The 21,517-nt window shown below is 59.9% G+C and carries 18 protein-coding genes; 6 read left to right on the top strand and 12 right to left on the bottom strand.

What is annotated here, in order from left to right:
* Positions 1–217: 217 nt before the first annotated feature.
* Positions 218–643, top strand: coding sequence for a GPW/gp25 family protein (locus HHL22_RS07815; protein WP_169530365.1), 426 nt, complete (start codon positions 218–220; stop codon positions 641–643).
* Positions 644–678: 35 nt separating this feature from the next.
* Positions 679–2,559, top strand: coding sequence for a type VI secretion system baseplate subunit TssF (locus HHL22_RS07810; protein WP_169530364.1), 1,881 nt, complete (start codon positions 679–681; stop codon positions 2,557–2,559).
* 161 nt (positions 2,560–2,720) lie between these two features.
* Here HHL22_RS07810 and HHL22_RS07805 read toward each other — a convergent pair whose 3' ends face one another.
* From HHL22_RS07805 to HHL22_RS07785, 5 genes are all read right to left on the bottom strand, one after another.
* Complete coding sequence (locus HHL22_RS07805) at positions 2,721–3,062, bottom strand: hypothetical protein (protein ID WP_169530363.1); 342 nt, start codon at positions 3,060–3,062, stop codon at positions 2,721–2,723.
* 61 nt (positions 3,063–3,123) lie between these two features.
* A complete protein-coding gene (gene tssD / locus HHL22_RS07800; protein WP_169530362.1) occupies positions 3,124–3,927 on the bottom strand; it encodes a type VI secretion system tube protein TssD in 804 nt (267 codons plus the stop codon).
* 133 nt (positions 3,928–4,060) lie between these two features.
* On the bottom strand, positions 4,061–4,615 hold the full coding sequence (locus HHL22_RS07795) for a hypothetical protein (RefSeq protein ID WP_169530361.1): 555 nt from the start codon (positions 4,613–4,615) through the stop codon (positions 4,061–4,063).
* 15 nt (positions 4,616–4,630) lie between these two features.
* Positions 4,631–5,554, bottom strand: coding sequence for a type VI secretion system tube protein TssD (tssD, locus tag HHL22_RS07790; RefSeq protein WP_169530360.1), 924 nt, complete (start codon positions 5,552–5,554; stop codon positions 4,631–4,633).
* Positions 5,555–5,591: 37 nt separating this feature from the next.
* Positions 5,592–8,144: an ATP-dependent Clp protease ATP-binding subunit gene (locus HHL22_RS07785; protein WP_169530359.1), complete on the bottom strand. Its 2,553-nt coding sequence runs from the start codon at positions 8,142–8,144 to the stop codon at positions 5,592–5,594.
* A gap of 226 nt (positions 8,145–8,370) precedes the next feature.
* Here HHL22_RS07785 and HHL22_RS07780 point away from each other — a divergent pair, with 226 nt between their 5' ends.
* From HHL22_RS07780 to tssD (HHL22_RS07770), 3 genes are all read left to right on the top strand, one after another.
* Positions 8,371–8,817 (top strand): hypothetical protein, encoded by a 447-nt coding sequence (locus HHL22_RS07780; protein ID WP_144849382.1) that lies wholly within the window; start codon positions 8,371–8,373, stop codon positions 8,815–8,817.
* A 43-nt stretch (positions 8,818–8,860) separates the two neighbouring features.
* Positions 8,861–10,231 (top strand): DUF5458 family protein, encoded by a 1,371-nt coding sequence (locus tag HHL22_RS07775; RefSeq protein ID WP_169530358.1) that lies wholly within the window; start codon positions 8,861–8,863, stop codon positions 10,229–10,231.
* 92 nt (positions 10,232–10,323) lie between these two features.
* A complete protein-coding gene (gene tssD / locus HHL22_RS07770) occupies positions 10,324–10,725 on the top strand; it encodes a type VI secretion system tube protein TssD (protein ID WP_144849386.1) in 402 nt (133 codons plus the stop codon).
* Positions 10,726–11,126: 401 nt separating this feature from the next.
* On the opposite strand, the gene HHL22_RS07765 is transcribed toward tssD (HHL22_RS07770), so the two are convergent.
* The 7 genes from HHL22_RS07765 to HHL22_RS07735 form a co-directional block, all read right to left on the bottom strand.
* A complete protein-coding gene (locus HHL22_RS07765; protein ID WP_169530357.1) occupies positions 11,127–12,101 on the bottom strand; it encodes a Ppx/GppA phosphatase family protein in 975 nt (324 codons plus the stop codon).
* A gap of 231 nt (positions 12,102–12,332) precedes the next feature.
* Complete coding sequence (locus HHL22_RS07760) at positions 12,333–12,761, bottom strand: virulence RhuM family protein (RefSeq protein ID WP_169530356.1); 429 nt, start codon at positions 12,759–12,761, stop codon at positions 12,333–12,335.
* Positions 12,762–12,810: 49 nt separating this feature from the next.
* Positions 12,811–15,348 (bottom strand): zinc-dependent metalloprotease, encoded by a 2,538-nt coding sequence (locus HHL22_RS07755; protein ID WP_169530355.1) that lies wholly within the window; start codon positions 15,346–15,348, stop codon positions 12,811–12,813.
* A gap of 306 nt (positions 15,349–15,654) precedes the next feature.
* Positions 15,655–16,905 (bottom strand): BamA/TamA family outer membrane protein, encoded by a 1,251-nt coding sequence (locus HHL22_RS07750; protein WP_169530354.1) that lies wholly within the window; start codon positions 16,903–16,905, stop codon positions 15,655–15,657.
* 464 nt (positions 16,906–17,369) lie between these two features.
* Positions 17,370–17,783 (bottom strand): hypothetical protein, encoded by a 414-nt coding sequence (locus tag HHL22_RS07745; protein WP_169530353.1) that lies wholly within the window; start codon positions 17,781–17,783, stop codon positions 17,370–17,372.
* Positions 17,784–18,093: 310 nt separating this feature from the next.
* The gene (locus HHL22_RS07740) at positions 18,094–19,338 is read right to left on the bottom strand and encodes a fibronectin type III domain-containing protein (protein WP_169530352.1); all 1,245 of its coding nucleotides are present in this window, start codon (positions 19,336–19,338) and stop codon (positions 18,094–18,096) included.
* A gap of 255 nt (positions 19,339–19,593) precedes the next feature.
* Positions 19,594–20,355, bottom strand: a complete 762-nt coding sequence (locus HHL22_RS07735; protein ID WP_169530351.1) for a glycosyltransferase — start codon at positions 20,353–20,355, stop codon at positions 19,594–19,596.
* Positions 20,356–20,595: 240 nt separating this feature from the next.
* On the opposite strand from HHL22_RS07735, the gene HHL22_RS07730 reads away from it, so the two are divergent.
* Positions 20,596–21,501 (top strand): prohibitin family protein, encoded by a 906-nt coding sequence (locus HHL22_RS07730; protein WP_169530350.1) that lies wholly within the window; start codon positions 20,596–20,598, stop codon positions 21,499–21,501.
* Positions 21,502–21,517: the final 16 nt, after the last annotated feature.

The raw sequence follows: 21,517 nt of genomic DNA, 5'->3' as shown, positions 1-21,517 counted from the left end.
CACAAAAAACGCTAGTGGTAGAAACTAGCCCTAGGACGCTGGTTACGTAGAGGCTGCTTCTAACTAGCTACTTTTATGATTATCAAAAGCTCAAGTTACGGTTTTTTCAGTACGTGCGGGGCCGGTACCTAGAACCGGCGGTACTGCTTCGCTCGGAGTAACGTCCTCACGGGGCCGGGCGTAAGCTAGCCCTCATGTTTTCTTAGTCATTTGCCCCATGAGTGCTACGTATTACCAACTGCCGCTTGATTTGGAAGGCATTTTAGAGCGTCGGCAGTTGCCGCGCTGCTCGGTGCAGGAGTCCATTGCGCAGCACGTGTATCTGCTGCTGACGACGCACTTTGGCGAGGCGCGCTACGAGCCCGATTTTGGCTGCCAGGTGTGGGAGCAAGACTTCGAGGCCATGGCCACCATGCGCTGGAAAGACCGGGTGCAACAGTCGGTGGAGCAGGCCATTCAAGAGTTTGAGCCGCGCCTGCTGCAGGCGCGGGTGCAGGTGGCCGTGCTCGACTTTGAGCTGAAAGGTGTAAGCCAGCGCATCCGGCGGCGGCTGGAAGTAACCGTGACGGCCGCCCTCTACCGCACCCGCGAGCCGTTCACGTTTCAGGCCAGCCTGTTTGTGGCCCCGCTTTCGGTCGATTGAGTAATTTGGCCGCGTCCTTGCTTTTTCCGCCTGCCGTGCTACCCCCCTCGCCCTTCTCGCCGCCACCCAGTACCGATTTCACCAAAGCCAGCATCAAAAGCCGCCTGACGCGCCAGGCCGCCGAGCTGTGGGGCTACGGCGAGGCTGACCTCGATGCGTTCGACCCGCTGGTAAACTTGCTGCTCGAAGCCTGCGCCGTCGAGTTTGAGAAAATCGGCCAAGAGCTGCACGCCACCCAGGGCCGCCTCATCGAGCGCCTGGCAGCCCTGCTCAACCCCGATGTAGTGGATGCGCCCCACCCAGCGCACGCCGTGGCCCAAGCCCGCGCCCGCGAGCCGCACGTGACGCTGCCCGCCGATGCGCAGTTTGCATTCGAGTTCCCGGCCGTGGGGCGGCAGGCGGCGAGCCGACCACTGCATTTTTCACCCTTGCAAACCACCCACTTAGTAGCGGGTGCGGTGCAGTGTTTGGCTACTGACGAAGCCGTATGGCAAGTAGGTCAGCAGGGCCAAAAACGCTTGGTAGCCCGCGCCTTAGCTCCCCCACCGGCGGCGCATCGGCGCCTGTGGCTGGGCCTGCGTTTGCCCATTGGTGAGCAGGTGCCTAGAGAATTGACTTTTTATATAGATTGGCTAAACGAGCCGCACCGAGCCGACTACTTGGCCTTTCTGCCGGGCGAGCAGTGGCACCTCGGCGACGTACCCTTGTCCATCAGTTTGGGCTTGGAAGCCGTTGGCGATGACGCTACGGCTAGCGGCGCGCTGGATGCGGAATACGACTTTTTGCGGCGCATCGAGCAGCAAATTCAGGCCCTGTATGCGCCACTATTTGTGCGGGTGGTGCTGCCGCCCGGCGCGCTGGCGGCCTACCTCCCCCGGCCTTACCCCGACGAGCTGACGACTGCCTTCGGCAGCACCGCCGCCACCGACCTAGCTGCGCTCACGCAGCCCCTGATTTGGCTGGAGGTACGCTTTGCCCAGGCGCTACCGCCCGCAGCGTTTGCCCAATTGACTTGCGCGCTCAATTGCTTTCCGGTTGTGAACCGGCACCTGCACCGCGTGCTTTACCGCCTGCAACCGGCCCTCAACCTGTTTCCGCTAGTGAGCGAGGAGCCGTTTCTGGCCGTGCGCAGCGTGTATAGCCTCAGCAATGTGAGCTTCCGGGCCACTACCCTGCGCGACCTCACCGAAGGCGCCACCGACACCTACACGCTGCGCACCCACGGCGTGGGCCGCTTCGACGCCCGCACCAGCCGCGAAAGCCTACGCGAATTGCTGGAATTGCTGCGCGATGAGAGCCAGGCATTTACCGCCGCCGGCACCGATTTTATTGGCGGCATTCTGCGTGAGCTTGACCAGAACATGGCGCGCCTAGAGGAGCGTCTCGACCGCCAGCGTGCCACTGAGCAGCCCGTGCCCTACCTGCTGCTGCGCCCCCGCGACGTGCGCGACAGCGTATACCTGGAGTATTGGTCGAGCAGCGGGGCGGCCGCCAACCGCCTGCCCGCTGGCAGCTCTTTGCGCGTGCAAGACGGCCACTATGTGGAAGAAGTGCGCCTACTCACCACCACCAGCGGCGGCCGCGAGCGCCCAAGGCCCGAGGAGCGCACCTACGCCCTACGTCGCAACCTGCTGGCTCGTAATCGCCTCGTGACGCTGGCCGACATCAAGGCCGCCTGCTGGGCCGAGCTAGGGGTGCAACTGGCCGCCGTGCACGTCGAGAAAGCCTTCCAGACGGGGGCCACGCCCACGGCGGGCTTCGTGCGCTGCATTCGAGTGCGCCTCACGCCGGCTGCCACCAGCTACCTGAACACGGCCGAATGGCAGCACGCCGCTGAGGCGCTACAAGCGCACCTAGGGGGGCAGTCGGCCCTCAACCTGCCCTATGAAGTGCTCGTGGAGCCAGTGGGTGGGTAACCTGGAGACTCCGCGTCACCCGCCGTGAAGCTTTCCTGATAGCTCACGCACTGCCCGGCGGTGAAGCGCACCGTTTCGTGGGCCGTGCGCCGGGCAGAGTCTTACGACAAAGAGCTAAATTAAAAGAATCTAATTATTGACAGCCAATACCTTATGCTAAACTAAATCGTCAAAATTGTTTGGTTTGATTTCTGACCTGCATAGTAAAATTGTAGTTGGTAAGGCTCTCCTAGTTGCAGTTCAAACAACGCACCGGGAAATTCTAAGCCATACTCCGTAACAATACCCTTCAATAGATAGGAGAACGTGTCACCAGCTGCCAGAAATTGGCTGTTCGAGTTTGATTGAGCAGGCTTGATAAGCAGATTGTGAGTGGGTAGCACCCGTTGGCCAGCCTGGTTTACAACTTGCAAGCCTAGCAGCTCCGCCTTGCGCGACTGGTTGGAAAAAGTAAACTCCTGAGTTGAAGACGTTTTGTTGGTGAACGTTAGCAACAATTCCAATACAGTTTCATACCGGTGACAGGTTAGCCCTATCTCTAGCCAAGTAGCCGGGTCTCTTCGGTTAGAAGTTGTAATTGCCATACTCATTATCAATAACTTGCTGCAATTGATTTTCGGTTTCGACGTATTCTTCATAACTCAGCCCTAGCTTTTCACTATGCTTAAGCAGCGCTTGTTTGGCATCATACTCCCAAGCATCTACCTCTTGCCCGCTCTCTAGCACTTTGATAGCCGGATGCTTACGTAAATGCTGAAGGGCATGAAAAGCTTCTTCAAAGAAAGTGGCAGTGCCAGGTGGGTCGTACAAGTAAATAGTTTTAGTGCCGCCACCCGCCGAATACATACCCTCTGCCTGGTTATCAAATAATTTCAGCTCCGCTTCAGGCGTGCCAATATGAAACTGCACGCCCCTTCTTTCCAAATACCCCATCCATAACTCCATACGAGCTGGCTGCATAGGGTTGGCTGGTAGGTTGGTGGCTTTGGCAAGTACAGACACATTTTCTGCCAAAGGGCCAGAGGCTACTGTAGTTGCCAACACTGGCGCCGCATGCTCCCGCGCCGCCGGGGCTACAAACGCCCCTGCCGGCTCACTAGGCGTAAGCTCCAGCTTCTCAGCCGTGGCAATGATGAGCTGGCACACGTAAGCACCCTCCCCGTCATCGCCGGCCGTGAAGTTTTCCTGGTAGCTCACACACTGCCCGGCGGTGAAGCTCACCGTTTCGCGGGCCGTGCGCCGACCGGTGTCGAAAAACGTGATGTGGCCGGCCAGCAGCTTGTCGGCCGTGTTGGCCCAGTCGAGCAGCAGGTCGTTATCGGGCACATTGAGGGTCAGGTGCAGCTGGCCGTGGCGGACTTTGGCCACGACTCGACCACCTCAATATCGCCGAGTGGTAACACGCCGCCGAAGCCCTACAAGTACACCTAGGGGGCTAGTCGGCCCTGAACCTATAGTATGGGGTGCTCCGGGAGTCTAGGGGTGGGTGATTCTATCTTCATTAGCCTGCAGTGCTGTTCTTGAAGGATTGGCGTGTGCGCCGATGGCGAAGCCGACCATTTCGTTGCCTAGGGGTTAGTGTAGAAACCCTGACGTGAACCGGGTCTGCTTGCTCCGATAGTCTAACCTCGTAGTGTACTACATCCGACTCTGTTATAGTAATTGACGCAGGTTTGTTTGGTATAGTAGCAGACAAAAGCTTATCAAATTTTTGATGGTCTTTGCTATAGAGCAAGAAGCCTTTCTGCTCCGATAGCGGCCATTTAGCCACTAGGTCTTTCAACCTCGACAAATCGGTTGTGTCGCCGTAATCTAAAATAACTAAAGCGGCTATCCAAGCCACTTTTATAAATTCATAAAACACTAATTGCAAATTAGCTGGGTCTTCGACCGAAGTAAATAAGTATTCCTTGAGAGCTGGGGTAGTAGTAAGACGGGCTCCTATTGTTGGCAAAGCCCGCGCCCGCACAGTACCCGAAGCATGGTGTAGTAATCTTACTATCTTCTCTGTGTCGAATGTGCTCATCTGAGCGTCGGGCGGCAGTAGTACTTCCATTGGTGTGGAGATTGATTAAATTAATTCTATATCACCCAGGTCAAGTTCGAGCTTAGCTAGCTCGGCGCTTAGATTTTGCTGTAGTTGAGCAACTGCTTCCCGCTCACCCATCTGTTCCATCATCTTTATTTCCAAACCATACGCATTTATTTCAGTTTGTCTGCGGAAATTCAGGTCATATAAGCCACGTGTACCTAAGAAACCAGCATTTTGGTCGTCCAGAAAATGCTGGTATTCGTGTCTCAATGCTCCAATGGAAGCATCCTCATGCAAGTGAATCTGGCCGGGCCGGCCGGGCATAGTTCCTGGTGCATACGCTAAACGCTCTTCGAAACTCAGCATAATTTCGACGCCTGCCTGTTTAAGGCTTGCCAACGTACTGCTCCATTCTTCAGGATGCGACAGCCTGCCCGGGCCTAGTATATCCCGCACGGGGTCGGCTAGATTTTTTCGATAAGCTGTTTGCTCTAGAACCCTATTTCTACTGGCTGGTTGCGTAGCCAGCTTGACTAGCAGTGCCGCAGGCTCCCGCGCCGCCGGCGCTACAAACGCCCCTACCGGCCCGCCGGGCGTGAGGTCCAGCTTCTCGGCCGTGGCGATGATGAGTTGGCACACGTAAGCTCCGTCGCTGGCGTCGCCCGCCGTAAAGCTTTCCTGATAGCTCACGCACTGCCCGGCGGTGAAACTTACTGTCTCGCGGGCCGTGCGCCGGGCGGTGTCGAAGAAGGTGATGTGGCCAGCCAGCAGCTTGTGGGCCGTGTTGGCCCAGTCGAGCAGCAGGTCATCAGGAGGGACATTGAGGGTCAGGTGTAGCTGGCCGTGGCGGACCTTGGCCACGGTGCGGCCCCGCGCGTCGGTGGCCTGCTCAAACTCAAATTGGCACTGGCGCAGTGGGTAAGTGTGGCCCGCTACTTCCAGCTCCGCATAGAATGACGACATAACTAAGCTTCTAGCTTTTTTATCACGGAACGAAGCCCTAGGCTACGCCGCCCGACTCAAGGGAGGGGATAGGCGCCGCGGGTACGGGTGCGGGGGCTTCGTGCGCAGTGGCCCACACCAGCTCGTCGCTCCCCTCGGGCTTGGTGAGCGTAAGCGTGGTGCCGGGCCGGGCCTCGCCGCTGATGATGAGCCGCGAGATGGGCCGCCGCAGTTGCGAGCGAATGACCCCCGTAATGGGCCGAGCCCCGTACTTGGGCGTGAAGCCCGACAGGGCTAGGTGTTGCCGCGCCTCGGAACTGATTTCCAGCGTGATGCCCTGGCGCCGCAACTGCTCTAGCAGAGGCCGCAGGTGGATATCGAAGATGCGGCCCACGTTCTCTTCCGAGATGGGCGCGAAGGGCACAATCTCGGTGAGGCGAGCCAGAAACTCGGGCCGGAAGTGGCGGCTCATGGTTTCGAGCAGTTCGGGGGGGGTAGGGGGCTGCCCAGCGGCAAAGGCGCGGCTCACCTGCTCGGCCCCGATGTTGGAGGTGAAGAGGATAACGGCGTTGGAAAAGTCGCCCTCGCGGCCCAGCCGGTCGTGCAGGCGGCCTTCGTCCAGAATTTGCAAAAAGATGTCAAATACCGACGGGTGGGCCTTCTCAATCTCATCGAACAGCACCACCGAGTAGGGCTTCTCCCGAATTTTGTTCACTAGCAAGCCGCCTTCCTCGTAGCCCACGTAGCCGGGGGGCGCGCCGTAGAGCAGCGCGGCCGAGTGCTCTTCCTTGAACTCCGACATATCGAAGCGAATGAGGAACGACTCGTCGTTAAATAGAAAGTCAGCCAGCGCCTTGGCTAACTCCGTTTTGCCGGTGCCAGTAGGTCCTAGGAGAAAAAACGAGCCGATGGGCTGCCCGGCCTTGGTGAGGCCCGAGCGCGACTCTAGGATGGCGGCGCACAGGGCGCGCACGGCCCCTTCCTGCCCCACCACGCGCTGCTGCAATACCTGGTCCATGCGCAGCAGCTTTTCGCGCTCGTTGCTTTGCAGCTTGCCCAGCGGGATGCCAGTTTTGCCCGACACGATGGCGGCAATATCTTGTTTTTCGACGCTTTCCTTCTTGGTATCGGCCAGGGCCAGCACGGCCGTTAGCAGCTCGCGCAGGTAAGTTTCGAGCTCGGCGCTGGTTTCGAGCTGCTCGGGCTGCTGCTCGTTTTCGAGCTGGTTGAGCCAGAGCTGGCTCACCTGGTTTTGTACCTGGTACAAAAACCAGCGCAGCTCGCGCAGGTAGTCGGCCTCGCCTAGCTCGCCTTGGCGAGCGCCTAGGGTATCAAATTCTGTTTGCAGCTGCTGAAGGCTGGCCACGGCGTGCTCGTCGAGCATCCGGATAGCGGCCATGGTGCGGTCTACCAGGTCGATGGCCGAGTCGGGTAGCTGCCGGTCTTTGAGGTAGCGCTTGGCTAGGCGCACGGCTTCGGCCACGGTGCCGGGGCCCAGGGCCAGGCCGTGGTGGGTGGCGTAGAGGGGCAGCACCCGTTCGAGCATCCGCTCGGCCACCACTACCGAGGGCTCTTCCACGCGCACGGTGTCGAAGCGGCGGTTAAAGGCCTCATCCTTTTCAAGATACTGCCGGTACTCGTCGTTGGTCGTCGCCCCGATTACCGTCAGCTCGCCGCGCGCCAGCTCGGGCTTGAGCAGCTGCGCAATGCCGCTGCCAGCGCTACCCTTGGGGTCGAGCAGCACGTGCAGCTCATCAATAAACAAGATGGCGCGGGTGTACTGCTTCAACTCGGTGAGCACCTTTTTGATGCGGTCCTCCACCTCGCCCTTGTACGAAGCGCCCGCCACCAGCGTGCCCAGGTCCAGCTCAAACAAGGTGACGTCGCGCAGGTGCGTGGGCACCAGCCCCAGGGCCAGCTGCTGCGCAAAGCCCTCGACCAGCGCCGACTTCCCTACCCCCGGCTCGCCGATGAGCAGCACGTTGGGCTTGGTGCGGCGGCCCAGTATCTCGGCCACCAGCCGGATTTCGCGGTCGCGCCCCACGATGGGGTCGAGTTGGCCGGCGCGGGCTTGGGCGGTTTTGTCGGTGCAGTAGGTGCCTAGGGCGCCACCCTGGCCGGCGGGCGCCGGGCCATTGGCGGGCGCGGTAGCCTTAGGGTCGGCCGAGGTGGCGGGGGCAGCGGGCAGTTCGGCCTGGGCGGCGTCCAAAATTTCTTTTTGCGTAAGCGGCAGTGATTTTAATTGCTCGGCGGTGAACGCCAAGCCTGGCCGCAGCAGAGCGGCTAAGGCGCAGAGCGCGTCAGGTTGCTCACGGGTAAGTTGCAGGGCTACTAACTCGGCCAGTTCCAGGGCTTGTTGCACGGCGGCCGCGGGGGTAGGCTGCTCCACGGGGCGGGCGGCCTTGGGCTCGTCTTCGAGGCGTACTTCGGCCCACTCGCGTAGGTAGTGAATATCCTTATCGAGCACGGCCACCAGCCACGAGGCCAACCCTATCTCATTGTGCAACAAGGCCATGAGCAGGTGCGGCGCAGCGTACTGGGCCTGGCGGTATTCATGGGCCACGGCCTGCGCAATGTGCAGGCTGCGCCGGAGCGAATCGGAAATAGCCACGGGCGGAAAAAGAAAATGGCGTAAAGAAGAAAGAAGCAAGCTACGGCCCGCAAGTAAGCAGGGATACTGGACAACGGCCACTTAGCTAGCGGCGAAGTCGTAGCTCCATGAAAGTGAGACTGACTCTCAACCTTCGGCCAAGCCCGGCCGTAACCCCTAAGTAGATGGTAGTTTGCGCGGCAGGCCGTATATTTTCCGGCACTTAGCTGCATTATTCCTTTTCCTTATGGCACTGTATTCCTACGGCATCGGCGGCCAGGAGCGCAAGCTCGACAATGCTTCCGAGGCAATTTCGGACATTCCGCTCAACCGCACCCTGCTGGTGCAGAAGCTTACTACCGCCACACCCCTGCGCCCACAGATAGTGGAAGGCCTCAAAACCCCCGAGGCAGTTTTTGCTCATTTCAAGCCCGAAGTGGCCGTTGAATTTCAGGATGCCGACGGCGCGGTGGTGCCCGAAAAGCTGCACTTCGCCTCACTCGGCGATTTTGGCAAAAAAGGTATCATCAACCAGAGCGACTTTCTGCGGGGGCTAGCAGCCGAAACCGACGACCTCAACAAGCTGCTACGGCAGCTCAAGTCCAATAAAATCCTGAAGGCGGCGCTGGAAAACCCCGAAACCAAGGCGGCTTTTCTCAGTGCCATTCAGGCCATGATGGACGAGCTGGCCTAGGGCCTACGCTCCTTTTTTTCGCTTTTCTGCTTCCTTTTCCCTTATGGCGCTCGAACAGCAAGATGCCGCCGCCACCGGCTACCGGTCGCGCGAAGCAGCTCCTTCCCTCGAACAAAGCACGCAAGCCCTGCTCAAAGTCGGGGGCTTCGATTTGCTGGAAACTACCATCGACGGGGCTTCCAACCTCAACCCCGAGAAGAAAGCGCGCAAAAAGATATTTCTGTCAGAAGACGGCAAAAAGACCGACCGCCAGCAGCTCAAAAAACGCCTGAGTCTGTGGCACAAGCTATTGAGTGAGAGCGAGTCGGTAGCCGATGCCGTTGAAAAAGGCCAGCAACGCGTTGAATCGACCGAGCAGCAGCTCACCGATAACCTGCGCTCTGCCGTGGAAGCTACCCATGAGCTAGAGCAGGCTTACCGCTCGGTGGCGCTTTTCTTTAAAAATACGGACCTAGACGAAGTAAAGAACATCTCCGTCCTGAACGCCGATAAAGACCAGCTGCAAGACCTAGACAATACCACGTTTATCGACGCGGTGTCGGAAGAATTGGAGCAAAACTACGACCGCCTCGACCTGCGCGACAACTACTCGCTGCTGGTGGTGCCAGGCTACCTAGGCTCGAACAAAGTGCTTGACAAATGGAGCAAAATTGCTCACAAGAATAAGGTGATGATGGTCACCGACTTCGAGCACTACGACACGCCCGAAGATGTGATTGAGCTGTTTGAGGAGGCCAACCTGACGGGCGCCGACGCGCACAAGTCGAACGTCATCATGACAGCTAACTGGTTGGTAGGCCGCGGCAAGCTCGAAGAAATCGGGGAGGAAGAGGATTTGTTCGTGCCACCGTCATCGGCGCTGGCGGGCCGCATCTACGCCACGCTGGCCTCGCAGGTCACGGCGGGCCGCAAGCACGGCACGCTCAGCGAGGTTGATGGAGTTAAGTTTCCGTTGCGAAAAAGCGAGATTTCCAACCTCGAAAAAATTGGCCTCGTGCCGATGGTCAACGAGTACGGCCGCGTCATGGCTTTCTCGGCCAAAACGCTGTTCAACGGCGACAACATAGGTTTGCAGACCTACTCGGTAGTGCGCGTGTTCGACTACGTGACCAAAGTGTTGATTGATTTTCTGAACCGCCGCGCTTTCGAAAACTGGGACCACAACATGCGCATGGACATTCAAGGACAGATTGTGCGCTTCCTGGACAGTATTGCCGGGCCGGGCAAACTAATAGAGAAATTCTCCATCAAGAAGTTTGAGCGCGACCCCGACCAGAAAGACCGAATTCTGCTCGACATCCACATGGTGCCTTACTTCCCAGCCAAAACCTTCCTCGTATCGCTGGACGGCACCAAAGGAGACGACCCCGACAACCCCGAACGCGACTGGAACGCTGAGTACGCTCAGCAATAGCTCAACCGTATGCTTATTAGCTAGTAGTCTTACCTTTGGCTAGGCAGTAGCGCTTAGCCAACTCATTTTTTACCACCCTTTTCCTTTTCACTATGGCTTCTTTTAGTGCAGTTTTCAGCGCCGCAGGCAGCGAAGAATGCGAAGTAGTAAGTTGCAACTACTCCTTCAACCAGACCACCGATGATAAGGGACGGCCTTCGTCAGTAGTGCAAGGCGGCACCATTAAGTGCACCATTGTTTCGACGGATAGCACTAAGCTTATTAGCTGGATGCTAGACCCTTACAAACGAGCCGATGGTAAGATTGTCTTCAAGCGGGCTGACCAGGATTCGAAGATGAAAGAAATTGATTTCAAAGAAGCTTACTGCGTAAGCTATACTGAGAACTTTGATGCGCGCGGCGACCAGACCCAAGCTTCTATGACGCTGAGCCTAGTTATCTCGGCAAACAAGATTGACGTGAACGGCGCTACGCTCGACAACAAGTGGGTATAGCTTATTTTTGATAGTCGTAAACAAAAGGGCCTTGTTAGATTCATCTAGCAAGGCCCTTTTGTTTACGACTATCAACGCCGTATAAATCCGTATAAAGAGCTATACAAAAGGGTATTAACTCTAAAAAACGGATTTTAGCCTGCTACGAGTACTTCCTATGCAGCGAGAAGTAGCGCGCCATTGCCCACTACGAAGCAACCGCGCCACACTACTTTGCCTTAGAGGGTCTTAAGTTTAAGCCGCGGCCCAAACATAGGAACCTCTAAGCTTCGGCGAGTCCGTTTGCTAGCTAAGTCCACACCCAGCCTGAGTTCTGCAACAGCCACAACCGTTTCTAAGATGTAAAAAACTATATACAGCGTAACTCTGCACCACGCTCCCGACCCACGCTAAAGCCGCGGTCACATTTCCGGGCGGTTCTCCACGTCGGCCACGGGCTTCACGGCTGGGTGGGTGGGGCTGAACTCGTCGAAGTACTGCTCGAACAGGGCTTGCATCATGCCATCTTTGAGGCCGATGTCGGGCACCAGCATGTTGTGCACGCCGGCCCACTGCATAGCCGAAAGGTAGATGTGACCGGCGGGCACAATCACGTCGGCCCGGTCGGGGTTGAGCATAGCCACGTTCACGCGCTCGCTCATGCTGAGGTTGCTGAGCCGGTCGAGCAGGGCGCTGACGCGGCGGCGGGTGATGGGCTTGCCCGGCGTGGTGCCCGACATGCTAAAGAGCTTGCCGATGTTGCCGCCCGTGCCGATGGCGCGCGTGACGTGGTAGCGACGAGCGTTGTCGCGCACCCAGGCTTCCATGCGCTGCCACAGGCCGTTCATTTCTTCCACCGTGCGGCCCCGCTCTTCCTGCTGCATCCGCCGGATGGAGCCAATCTCGAATGACTGCGCGGCCACCTTGCGCCGGTCGTGGTAGATGTTGAACTCGGTGCTGCCGCCGCCCACGTCGATGTGCAGGTAGTGGCGGTTGTCTTCCAGCAGGTGCTCAATAACGCGGTTGATGTAGGCGGCCTCGGCCTGTCCATCAATCACCTGAATATCAAGGCCCAGCTCCTGCTTCACGCGCTCGGCCACGGCGGCGCCGTTGGCGGCCGTGCGCATGGCCGAGGTGGCGCAAATCAGGTGGTGCGCCACCTCGTGCACCTCCATCAGCAGCTTGAGCGCCTGCAGAAACTTGACGAACTTATCGGCCTTGCGCGGCGTGATTTCACCGTTGGCAAATACGTCCTCCCCGAGGCGCATGGGATAGCGCACGTACTCGATGCGCTTGAGGCGGTAGCGCCCATTAAAAAAAAGCACCGCCGAAATCTGGCAGCGCACGGCATTGGAGCCGATATCGACTACGGCGAGCTTGGCAAGCTGATACTCCATTTTGCAAAGCTAACCGCAGATTTAACGGATTTAACGGATTTCGGAGATACGTCCGCTACGTGGGCTGACTACACGGGGGTGGCAGGTGGCTGCGCTAACCCTAAGGCCCTAGGGTATTCTTACTGGCTAAAGCTACTCTAGGTGCCATGTGCGTAGCCAGCCCGCGTAGCGGGCGTATCTCCGAAATCCGTTAAATCTGCGGTTCTGGTTGGTGGCTACCTCAGCTTGCAGCTACACTAAGCAGCGCTTGAGGTCGGTCAGTTGGCGCTGGCTTTGGCGCAGGCGCTGCTCATTCAGCGCGTAGCCTTGCACCAAATATTGCCGCAGTACCTGCGTGGCCCACTGCCGAAAATTGGTGCCGCGCTTGGACTTCACCCGGTAGCCCACCGAGATAATCACATCGAGGTTGTAGTGCTTAATGCTATACTCTCGCCCGTCAGGAATAAGTGTCAAGGATTCCTTGACACTTATAGCTTCCTCCAATTCGCCTTCCTTAAAAATATTGCGAATGTGTAAGCTAACGTTCTGTTTGGTAGTTTCAAACAACTCTGTCAGCTGCGCCTGCGTCAGCCAAACGGTGTCGTGGTCGAGCTGTACGTCGAGGCGGATTTGCCCGTCGGGCGACTGGTAAAGCAGAATATCCTGAGTGGCAGTGGGCATGGCGCGGGTTTTCAGCGAAGGTAGGACCATGAGCCCTCTGGCCTAGTAGCTAGCGCATTACCTCATCGTGCAGAAAATCCGGGTCGGGCTCGCCGATGGGCGCGCCGGGTGGCACCCCTAGGGTGGGGGCGGGCACAAACTTGCTGGGGTCGGCCTCGAACTTATTGATTTGCGACAAGCCAAACAGCAGGCTGGCTTTTTGGCGCGGGGCGGCCGCGGGCAGGTGGGCGGTGAGGTGCTGCTTGAGGTCGGCCACGGCCAGCAGGCACTCGCCCCGCACGCCTTCCGAGGCGCTGGGAGTAGCAGCTAGTTGCAGCAGGTTGTTAAGCACGAGGTTGTTGACGACCACTTGCAACTCGCCTGCGTAGCCGGCCGGCAAGGGGGCTTTCCAGGTTTGGGCAAGTAGCTGGTCAACCACCGGCAGGAAGCCGGGCTGCTGGGCGTCGCGGGCGTGGTACTCAAGCAGGCGGGCGGCGCGGGCGGGGTCGAGCAGGGCGGCTACGGTGGGGCTGGCGGCGGCTTCGGCGGCGGCCAGCGGGTCAAAGGCGATGCCGGTGCGGCTGCCAAACAGCTCCAGGGTGCTGGGGTAGCCGGCGGGCCTAGGGGGTATTTGCGCCAGCAGCTTCTCGGGCAGCGCCAGCGCGGCCGGGGTGAGGGTGGCTAGCAGGGCCTGCAGGGCGCGGGCTTGGTCGGCGGGCGGCACCAGGCGGGTAGGCACCTGCCCGTCGCCCTTCACGGCGGGCGTGAAGTAGAGACCCCCTAGGGTTTTGGCCGTGGCCACCACCTGGTAGCGGTGCAGCAAGTACATGGGCACCAGCACTTCTTGCAGCGTAGCCAGCGGCGCGCCGGCCGGCACGGCGTTGTCCGAAAACGTGTCGAGCACGTGGCGCCGCACGGTCATCAGCTGCGTGAGCTGGGCTACGGGGTCGGCGCCGTCGTCCCACTGGCTCGAGAGCGGGTGCAGGGTAATAGTAGGGTCGTAGGCAAATAAATGGCCCTGGGCCAAGGTTTCGCGCATAATGGCCCCTAGGCCCGCCGCCTCGTCGGTGCCCTTCGGAAAGTCCTGGTAGCCCCACAAAATGGCGCGCTTGTCCCAGCTGCCGATGCCCGTGGCGTAGGCCTGGCGCACGTCGAGGGTGCCGTCGGGCTTCAGCACGATGCGCGGAAACGGGTAGTCCATGACCGAGCTGCGGTCGCGCACGCTGGCGGCAAAGTTGTGAAACAGCCCCAGGGTGTGCCCAATCTCGTGGGCCGACAGCTGGCGGATGCGGGCCAGCGCCAGCTCGCGCAGGGCGGCCGGGGCCGGCTGGCCGTTTTTGTAGGGTTGCAGCAGGCCCTCGGCCAGCAGGTAGTCCTGGCGGTGGCGGTCCGAGCCCAGGGTTACCACGCCCTTGATAATCTCGCCGGTGCGCGGGTCGCTGTACGACATGCCGTAGGAAAACGCCCTCGGGTTGCCGGCGCGGTCCACCCAGTTCACCACGTTGTAGCGAATGTCCATGGGGTCGGCGTCGGCCGGCAGCTCCTTCACGATGAACGCGTTGCGGTAGCCGGCCGCCTCAAACGCCTGGTTCCACCAGCTGCCACCCTCGATGAGCGCCTGCTTCACGTCGGGCGGGGCGCCGCGGTCTACGTAGTACACGATGGGCTCGACGGGGTCGCTCAGCTGGGCGCCGGGGTGCTTCTTGGCCAGGCGATGGCGGCGGGTGAAGCGCTGCAGCAGTGGCGCCTCCATGGGGGCCGAAAAATCCTGGTAGCTAAAGGCGTTGAAGCCCGAGCGCGGGTCGAAGGGCCGCATCTCGAAGCCCGGCCCCGGCAGCTCCACAAACGACTGGTGCAGGTGCACGGTAATGGCGTTGGGGTCGGGCGCCTGGCCGCTCTCGCCGCCAAAGCCCCAGCTCGCCGCCACCGGCCCACCCGTGAAGGTCACCATCGCCTCAAACTCGCTGTTCTTGGGGAAGTTGCGGGTGCGCTCGGGGTACACGGCCGAGCGCGACTCGTCGAAGCGGTAGGGTGCGGTGGGCCCGCCGGTGCGCGGGCCGCCCCCTAGGCCCACGAAGTTGCTGCCGCCCAGCTGCTCGGCCAGCTTCTGGCTGTCGCGCACCAAAAAGGGCGTCAAATCGAGCAGCACGCGGTTGCCCTCGGTGGCCACCGGCACGAAGCCCCAAATGATGGACTTGGCAAATGAGCTTTCTACCGCCCACTGCGCGTCGGCGCCGCCCGAGGCGCGGTAGGCGAAGTTGGGCTCGACCAGAAACACCTTGGGGCCTACCTTAGTGAACCGAACCGCCGCCGCCGCGCCCTGCCCGCGCTCGGGGCCCCCTAGGCCCACGCCATCGGCCAAGGAGCTGAAATACAGAAAGTCCTGGTCGAAGCGACTGACTTCCAGGTACACCTTGCCGGTTTTCTCGTCGTAGTAAAACGGGAAGAAGCCATCCGACTTGCGCAGGCCCTGCGTGATGGCGCCGAGCGTGGCGGCCGGCTTGGCCTCGGGGCGCGCGGCCGGCGGGCTGCCGGCCGGGGCGGCGTTTTGCGCCGCGGCCAAGCCGCTGGCTCCTAAAAATGTAGCTAACAGTAAAGAAGGCTTCATGCCAAAGCGAGCTTGATGAAGTCGGGAAGATAAGTAACTGAGGCGGCGGCTCGTTTGCTGCCTAGGGGCAAAAGCCAAAAAAATAGCCGCAATGTTCGATATCCTCTTGCCTCAGTTCTACTACCACTACTGGCAAAAAGCAGCACGTCATGCTGAGCTTGCCGAAGCATCTCTACCGCGCCGCCTAGGGGTTGTTCGGTAGAGATGCTTCGGCTGCGCTCAGCATGACCGCTTGGTTTCATAATCGCCTCTTTTATTGCCCGCTCAGCAATACGCTAGCCGGCTGCGGCCTAGCCCCCGTTGGCGCTAAAACACCTCGCCCAGGTTCAGGGCCAGGCCGTGCGAGCCGTCGAGGCCCCAGGCGTAGTCGATAGCCAAGTTGGTGTGCGAGATTTTGTTGAGGTTGAGGCGCAGGCCCGCCCCTAGGGCCGGCACCACCTTCTCGAAGCCGCCGTCCGATTCGCCCTTGCCGCGGGTATAGTTGATTTCGCTGACGCTCTGTGCGTTGGCAAAGACCACCCCGCCCAGCAGCCGGTTGCGCGTGATGCCGTAGCGGTACTCGGCCTCGCCGTATACCAGATTCCTGCCCCGAAACCGGCCCTGAATAAAGCCCCGCCCGGTGTTGCCGTACATGTCCCAGCCGGTGGCCGGCAAGTCCAGAAAGGGTGGATTGCCGCTGAGGGTGAGCGCGTTGTAGCTCCACAGGGCCAAGATGTTGGCCGAGCGCGGCGAGGGGTGCAGGTACAGCCGGCCCTCTACTATCATCGACTGAAAATTACGGTCGCTGCCTAGGGCGTGCAGGTTGGGGCGGTACTGCACATTGAAAAGGTAGCCGCCCTGCGGGTTAATGGCGTTGGTGCGCCCGTCGTGCAGCAAGCTCAGCACTGGCCCCACCGATACCGAGCGGCCCGACACGCCGTAGGGGTAGTGCGAGATGCTGGTCACCTCGCGCCGCCGGTTGCGGCTCACAATGTCCCAGTGGTCGTCGAGCTGCATTCCCACGCCCACGTACCAGGCCGGGGCCACGCGCCGCAGCACGGTTTGGTACAGGCGCAGGTACTTGTAGTCCATGCTCACCGCGTCGTCGGTGGTATTGGTGTACATGCCCAGGCCGTACGTGCTTTGCGGATAGCGCATGATGCGCCAGTCGCCGAGCAGAGCCCAGCGGTTGCCGGGTCGCCACAGGGCCGAGGTGAGCGTGAAAATCAGCTGGTTGTTGAGTGTGTACTGGGCCGCGCCCACCATCGTCGACACGTTGGCGGCCGGCGCCCGGTAGGCTAGGTTGAGGGCCAGCTCGGCCACGCCGCTGGTTTGCTGCGAGTAGCCCACCACCGGCACCAGCAGCAGCACGCGGTGCCCAGGGGCCAGGCTCGCCGAGTCGTGGGCCGGCAGGCGCGGGTAGAGGCGGTGCGCCACGTCGGCCACGTCGAGCGGGGCCGGCGCGGCGGCTGGGTGCAGGCCGGGGGCCTCGGGCACTTGCGCACGGGCTGCCCCGGCCGCCAGCAACAGCCCCGCCAGCAGCCAGCAGCGCCACTTCGTAAATAACCCAGTCAACATGCTAAAAAATAGACGGATAAAACAGCTGATAGCTAACTTTTCACGAAAGATAAGCAGCCGGGTCATTGCTGGTTAGACTGCCGAGCTACCCAAAGGTTAAGGCCCGCGGCTGGATAAAAGCTAAATAATCGCTGAACCCGGCGCGGGTGCCGACCGAAAACGCGCAAACCAGCACGTGGCCCGCCCCTAGGCTAAACGGTCCCGGCAGCGCTTGTCTCCCGCCTGGCAGGGCTCGGGTCAGCTGGTCATCGGGTAGTCGGCGGGGACGCCGGCCCGCTTAGGGGGCGGCGTAGCCCTAGGGGCTCTACAAGCAATAAGCCCCGCGGCAGCTACCGCGGGGCTTATAATAATGATACTAGGATAAACTTGCTAAGTAGCAATTAATACACTAGGATAGCTAGTGGCCGGCAAAGCGCCGTATAGCTTATTGAAATAATGTTTACAACTACCGTGCCAAAAAGGCGCTAGTCCTGCTCCAGCATTAGCTTCAGGATGTGCAGCTCCTGGGTGGCGCGCTGCACGCTGGCTTCGAACGCCTCATAGTTGAGCTGCTCGGGCTTGGTTAAGGTGATGGCCAGGTGGCAGCCCGAAGGCGTAGCCAGCAGCTGCACGGGTACCTGCCGGAACGTAGTATTGGCCGTGAGCAACTCGTACTGCGCCGCGCCGTGGGTGGCATCGTAGCAGGGGCGCAGTTTGGCCAGGCCAGCGGGCGTTTTAACCAGCCACTGGCCAAAGGGCAGCGGCTGCACCGACTCGACTTGCGGCAGAGCCCAGGGCAGCCACTGCGGCGCATCACTCATACAATCAACCGCTTTGACGACCGTGCAGCCGATGTTGATGGTCTTGGTAATGGTGAAGGGGCTGATGGACTGGCACATGAGATGAGTAGCTGAACAAGGTGAGTTGGAAGAGTGATTTGGCGAACTGGTGCTTGAAATACGCAAGCAACTTGGCCGCCGGATTGAGGCCATCGATAAAATGGCCTACTCGCCCGATGAATTATCCTGTGTGCCTGTCAAATAAGTTTTGTCTTATTTAACGGCTCCCCAAAGCGGTACTATATTATCTTGATATTATCCTTATACATCAGTTAGTTAGCTCCCAGGTGCCTAGAGCTTACAACTAGCCGGAGTACTTTTTATAGATGAGCTGTAAATCGGCGTTGTGCCCGGCTGCGTGAAGTAGTGGCTAGCGTACTTGCTCTATGGTGAGCTGATAGGGCAGGCTGCCATAGCCCCCGAGCGGCGTGACGCTGCTCACGCACACGTAGCCATTGCTGCCGTCTTCAAATAGGCGGAAAGGGTACGCCTTGGTAGGGATGGAGCGTATCAGGGCGTAGGTACTGGCATTGTACTGCTCTACGGTGCGGGTAGTAGTGCCTGCACAAATGGTTTGGCCAGCCGCATCAAAGCAAAACGAGGTGTAGGCTAGGTTGCCGTGGGGCAGGGTGCCCTCATACGTCAGCACCTTCGAGTAGATAGCCCCTTCGCTGGATGTGAGGTACTTAGTGCCGTTGGGAAACAGCTCGAAGATGGTAGCATCAACCGGATGGTCGCCGTGGTATCGGTCGGCAAAATGCGTTTGCACACTGCTGCCATTAAAGCTGTAGTAGTGCTGGTCAGGTGGGCCGATGGTCAGCGTCATCTCCACCAATTCGGTATTGGAGCCGGGCACCCGCTTAAAGCGCGTAGAATACCAGTCGCCGGTTTGATTTACTAGCATTTTGGCGGCCCGGTTGTAAACCTTTAACGCATCGTACTGCCACGTTGCCGTCGAAACGAATAAATAGCCGTTGTTTGCCACTACGCAAGTAGCGGCCGTCCCTACGTTGAGCTGGTCAATCTTTTCCAGCGTTTCGGCATTATAGATAAAGACCCACCCATCGTTGCGCGGCACATATAGCTCCGGCACGCCGTTGTAGGTGGCAAAATCGCTGTAGCCGATGGTAGCCCCGGAAGCCACCGATTTGGTAATCTCGCTGCTCGTGAGGCTGTATTGGGATATGGTGCCGCTCCGCTCAAAAAAGTAAAGCTGGCGGCGGCGGCGGTCGAACTGCACATCAAAGGGCGAGCTGGCAACCACCTTAATGTTAGGCCGCTGCACTTTTACTGAGTTGCTGTTAATGGGAGCGGTAGGACCGGCTGAGGTATTCTTTAGTATCGCTACTACTTGGTACTCAACGTAGGGCGTGTAAGGCACTAGCTTGTCGGTGAACGTGGTGCTGGTGCCCTGCTGGTAGGAACTGATAGCGGTGCCTGGGTCGGTGGGCGATAGGCGGCGTAGCACGCGGTAGCTCACCAGGTCGGCGTTGTCGAGCTTGGTCCACGAGAGCGCCACGGAGTCGCTCGCCAGCTGTGTTTCGTGCAGCACAATCTTGTCGGGGTAGGAGCTGGGTTCTGGCTCTTGGTGGCGGCAGGCGGTAACCAGCGACACTAACGCTATAAAAAAGAAAAGTACAAATTTTTGCATGTATAATAAATATTGAAGGCCGTAAATGCAGGCAAAGTTATAAATAAATTTTAGGTGAAGAAGCCCAATGGCACCTAATAGCTGGTAAATACTGCGGGCGTAAAAAAGCGCTTAAACCAAGATGGCTTAAGCGCTTTTTAGCAAGCGGCTCGTTTACTAGGCGCGAGTCGGTAGAGGTTCTGGTTAAACGCTAGTGGTCGAGGGGATGCTAGTCGGTAATCAGTGGCCGGGCTGCGCAATGCCGAGGGCCTGCAGCTGGCCGGCATACTTGTTATAAATCAAGCGCAAATCGGCGTTATGCTTGGCCGCGTCGATGCCCTGGCTGGTATTTTGGGCGTGGAAGCGGTGCAGGTGGCTGTAGTGCGCGCACACCACGGGCAGGTGCCCGGCCAGCAAAAAGCGCACGTAGAGGTCCAGGTCCTCGGCGGTGAGCAGCTCGGCGTCGTAGCCGCCTACCTCATCCAGCAGGGCCTTGGTGTAGCACACATTGCCCTGAATGAAGTGCTCGGCCCGGAAGATGGCCGTGAGCATGGCCGCGGGCGAGTCGAAGCGCCAGGCGTAGTAATCCTCGCCGGGCAGGTAGCGGCCATGCCCGTTTACGCGCAGAAAATCGGCCACCAGCCAGGGCCGGTCGGGGTGGGCCCGGATGGCGGCGGCGTAGTGGTAGAGGCTACGCTGCAGCAGCAGGTCATCGTCGTCGAGGGGCGTGAGCCAGGCCTGGGCGGGCGCCTGGGCAATGAGCTGGTTGCGGGCATAGCCGGGGCGGCGGCGCTCGGCGTCGAGCCAGTAGCGCAGGGGCGGGCCGGGCTGCTGGGCGGCGTCGGCCAGCCAGGCGGCGGTGCCGTCGTCGGGCCCGTTTTGGTAGATGAGGTGTTCAAACGAGAAGTCGAGCGGGGCCGTGATGGTGGCCCGCACGCTGGCCACGGTTTCGGGCAGCAGCGCCCGGCGCTGGAGCGAGGGGGTAATAACGGAAAAATGCATAGGCCCTTCATTCGGCGCGGCGGCCCCTAGGGTTGCGCGGCGGCCCCGCCGGCCCCGGCCCGGTGGGTGTAATGCCGCGCTAACTACCGGCGATGAAGCTAGGGTGTTCGCGCCCCCGCGTACCTTTCGAAGCCGGCGGTAGTCCTTGTTTTTGCGCAACTTAAACCGCGGCTGCCGACGTTGGGCAGGGGGACCTAGTTTTCCGGTTTACCTTCTTTTTTCTGCTTTTTCTGGTTGCTCATGCTGCTTATTTTTCTAGGGTTTATCGTGATCATTCTGGGCCTCAACGCCACGCGCTACTCGGAGGGGTTTGGGCGGTGGCGCGGGGGGCTGCTGGCGCTGGGCACGGGGCTGCTGCTGCTGGGCGTGGCTTTTAGCACGGTGGTGCAGGTAGGAGTGGGGCAGGTGGGCGTGCAAACGCTGTTTGGCAAGGTGGAGGGGCAGGTGCTGGCGCCGGGCCTGCACCTGGTGAACCCGCTGGTGAACGTGACGCGCTTCGACACCCGCACCCAGAACTACACTATGTCGGCGGTGCGCACCGAGGGCCAGCAGGCCGGCGACGATGCCATTCGGGTGCTCTCGGCCGACGGGCTGGAGGTCGTCATCGACCTCACCGTGCTCTACCACGTGGTGCCCAGCCAGGCGCCCAAAATTCTGGCTACCATTGGCGAGGACTACCAGGAGAAAATCGTGCGGGCCATCTCGCGCACCCGCATCCGCGACAACGCCGTGTACTACGACGCGGTGGCGCTGTACTCGACGCGGCGCGAGGAGTTTCAGGCCCGCATTCTGGCCGCCATCGAGAAAGACTTCGGCAGCAACGGCCTCAAGCTCGACCAGCTGCTAATTCGCAACATTCAGCTGCCCGAGTCGGTGAAGCGCAGCATCGAGAGCAAGATTTCGGCTGAGCAGGACGCCCAGAAAATGCAGTTTGTGCTGCAAAAGGAAAAGCAGGAGGCCGAGCGCAAGCGCGTGGAGGCCCAGGGCATTGCCGACTACCAGCGCATCGTGAATACCGAGCTGAGCGACAAGCTCTTGCAGTACGAAAGCATCAAGGCCCAGCAGGCCATCGCCACCTCGCCCAATGCCAAAGTCATCATCATGGGCAAGGGCAGCGGCGCGCAGATGCTGATTGGCGATAAGTAGGCGGCGCCCCCGCGCA

The sequence above is a fragment of the Hymenobacter polaris genome (assembly GCF_012927305.1).
Classification (GTDB): domain Bacteria; phylum Bacteroidota; class Bacteroidia; order Cytophagales; family Hymenobacteraceae; genus Hymenobacter; species Hymenobacter polaris.
Note: the sequence above shows the minus strand (reverse complement) of the source record. Positions and strands in the feature narration are given on the sequence as shown.

Excerpts from the sequence above, each read along its gene's own strand:
- HHL22_RS07795 (WP_169530361.1), bottom strand. The coding sequence starts at position 4,615 with ATGGAAGTACTACTGCCGCCCGACGCTCAGATGAGCACATTCGACACA.
- tssD (WP_169530360.1), bottom strand. The coding sequence starts at position 5,554 with ATGTCGTCATTCTATGCGGAGCTGGAAGTAGCGGGCCACACTTACCCA.
- HHL22_RS07815 (WP_169530365.1), top strand. The coding sequence starts at position 218 with ATGAGTGCTACGTATTACCAACTGCCGCTTGATTTGGAAGGCATTTTA.
- HHL22_RS07760 (WP_169530356.1), bottom strand. The coding sequence starts at position 12,761 with ATGCCCACTGCCACTCAGGATATTCTGCTTTACCAGTCGCCCGACGGG.
- HHL22_RS07765 (WP_169530357.1), bottom strand. The coding sequence starts at position 12,101 with ATGGAGTATCAGCTTGCCAAGCTCGCCGTAGTCGATATCGGCTCCAAT.
- HHL22_RS07735 (WP_169530351.1), bottom strand. The coding sequence starts at position 20,355 with ATGCATTTTTCCGTTATTACCCCCTCGCTCCAGCGCCGGGCGCTGCTG.
- HHL22_RS07780 (WP_144849382.1), top strand. The coding sequence starts at position 8,371 with ATGGCACTGTATTCCTACGGCATCGGCGGCCAGGAGCGCAAGCTCGAC.
- HHL22_RS07775 (WP_169530358.1), top strand. The coding sequence starts at position 8,861 with ATGGCGCTCGAACAGCAAGATGCCGCCGCCACCGGCTACCGGTCGCGC.
- HHL22_RS07730 (WP_169530350.1), top strand. The coding sequence starts at position 20,596 with ATGCTGCTTATTTTTCTAGGGTTTATCGTGATCATTCTGGGCCTCAAC.
- tssD (WP_144849386.1), top strand. The coding sequence starts at position 10,324 with ATGGCTTCTTTTAGTGCAGTTTTCAGCGCCGCAGGCAGCGAAGAATGC.
- HHL22_RS07755 (WP_169530355.1), bottom strand. The coding sequence starts at position 15,348 with ATGAAGCCTTCTTTACTGTTAGCTACATTTTTAGGAGCCAGCGGCTTG.
- HHL22_RS07750 (WP_169530354.1), bottom strand. The coding sequence starts at position 16,905 with ATGTTGACTGGGTTATTTACGAAGTGGCGCTGCTGGCTGCTGGCGGGG.
- HHL22_RS07745 (WP_169530353.1), bottom strand. The coding sequence starts at position 17,783 with ATGTGCCAGTCCATCAGCCCCTTCACCATTACCAAGACCATCAACATC.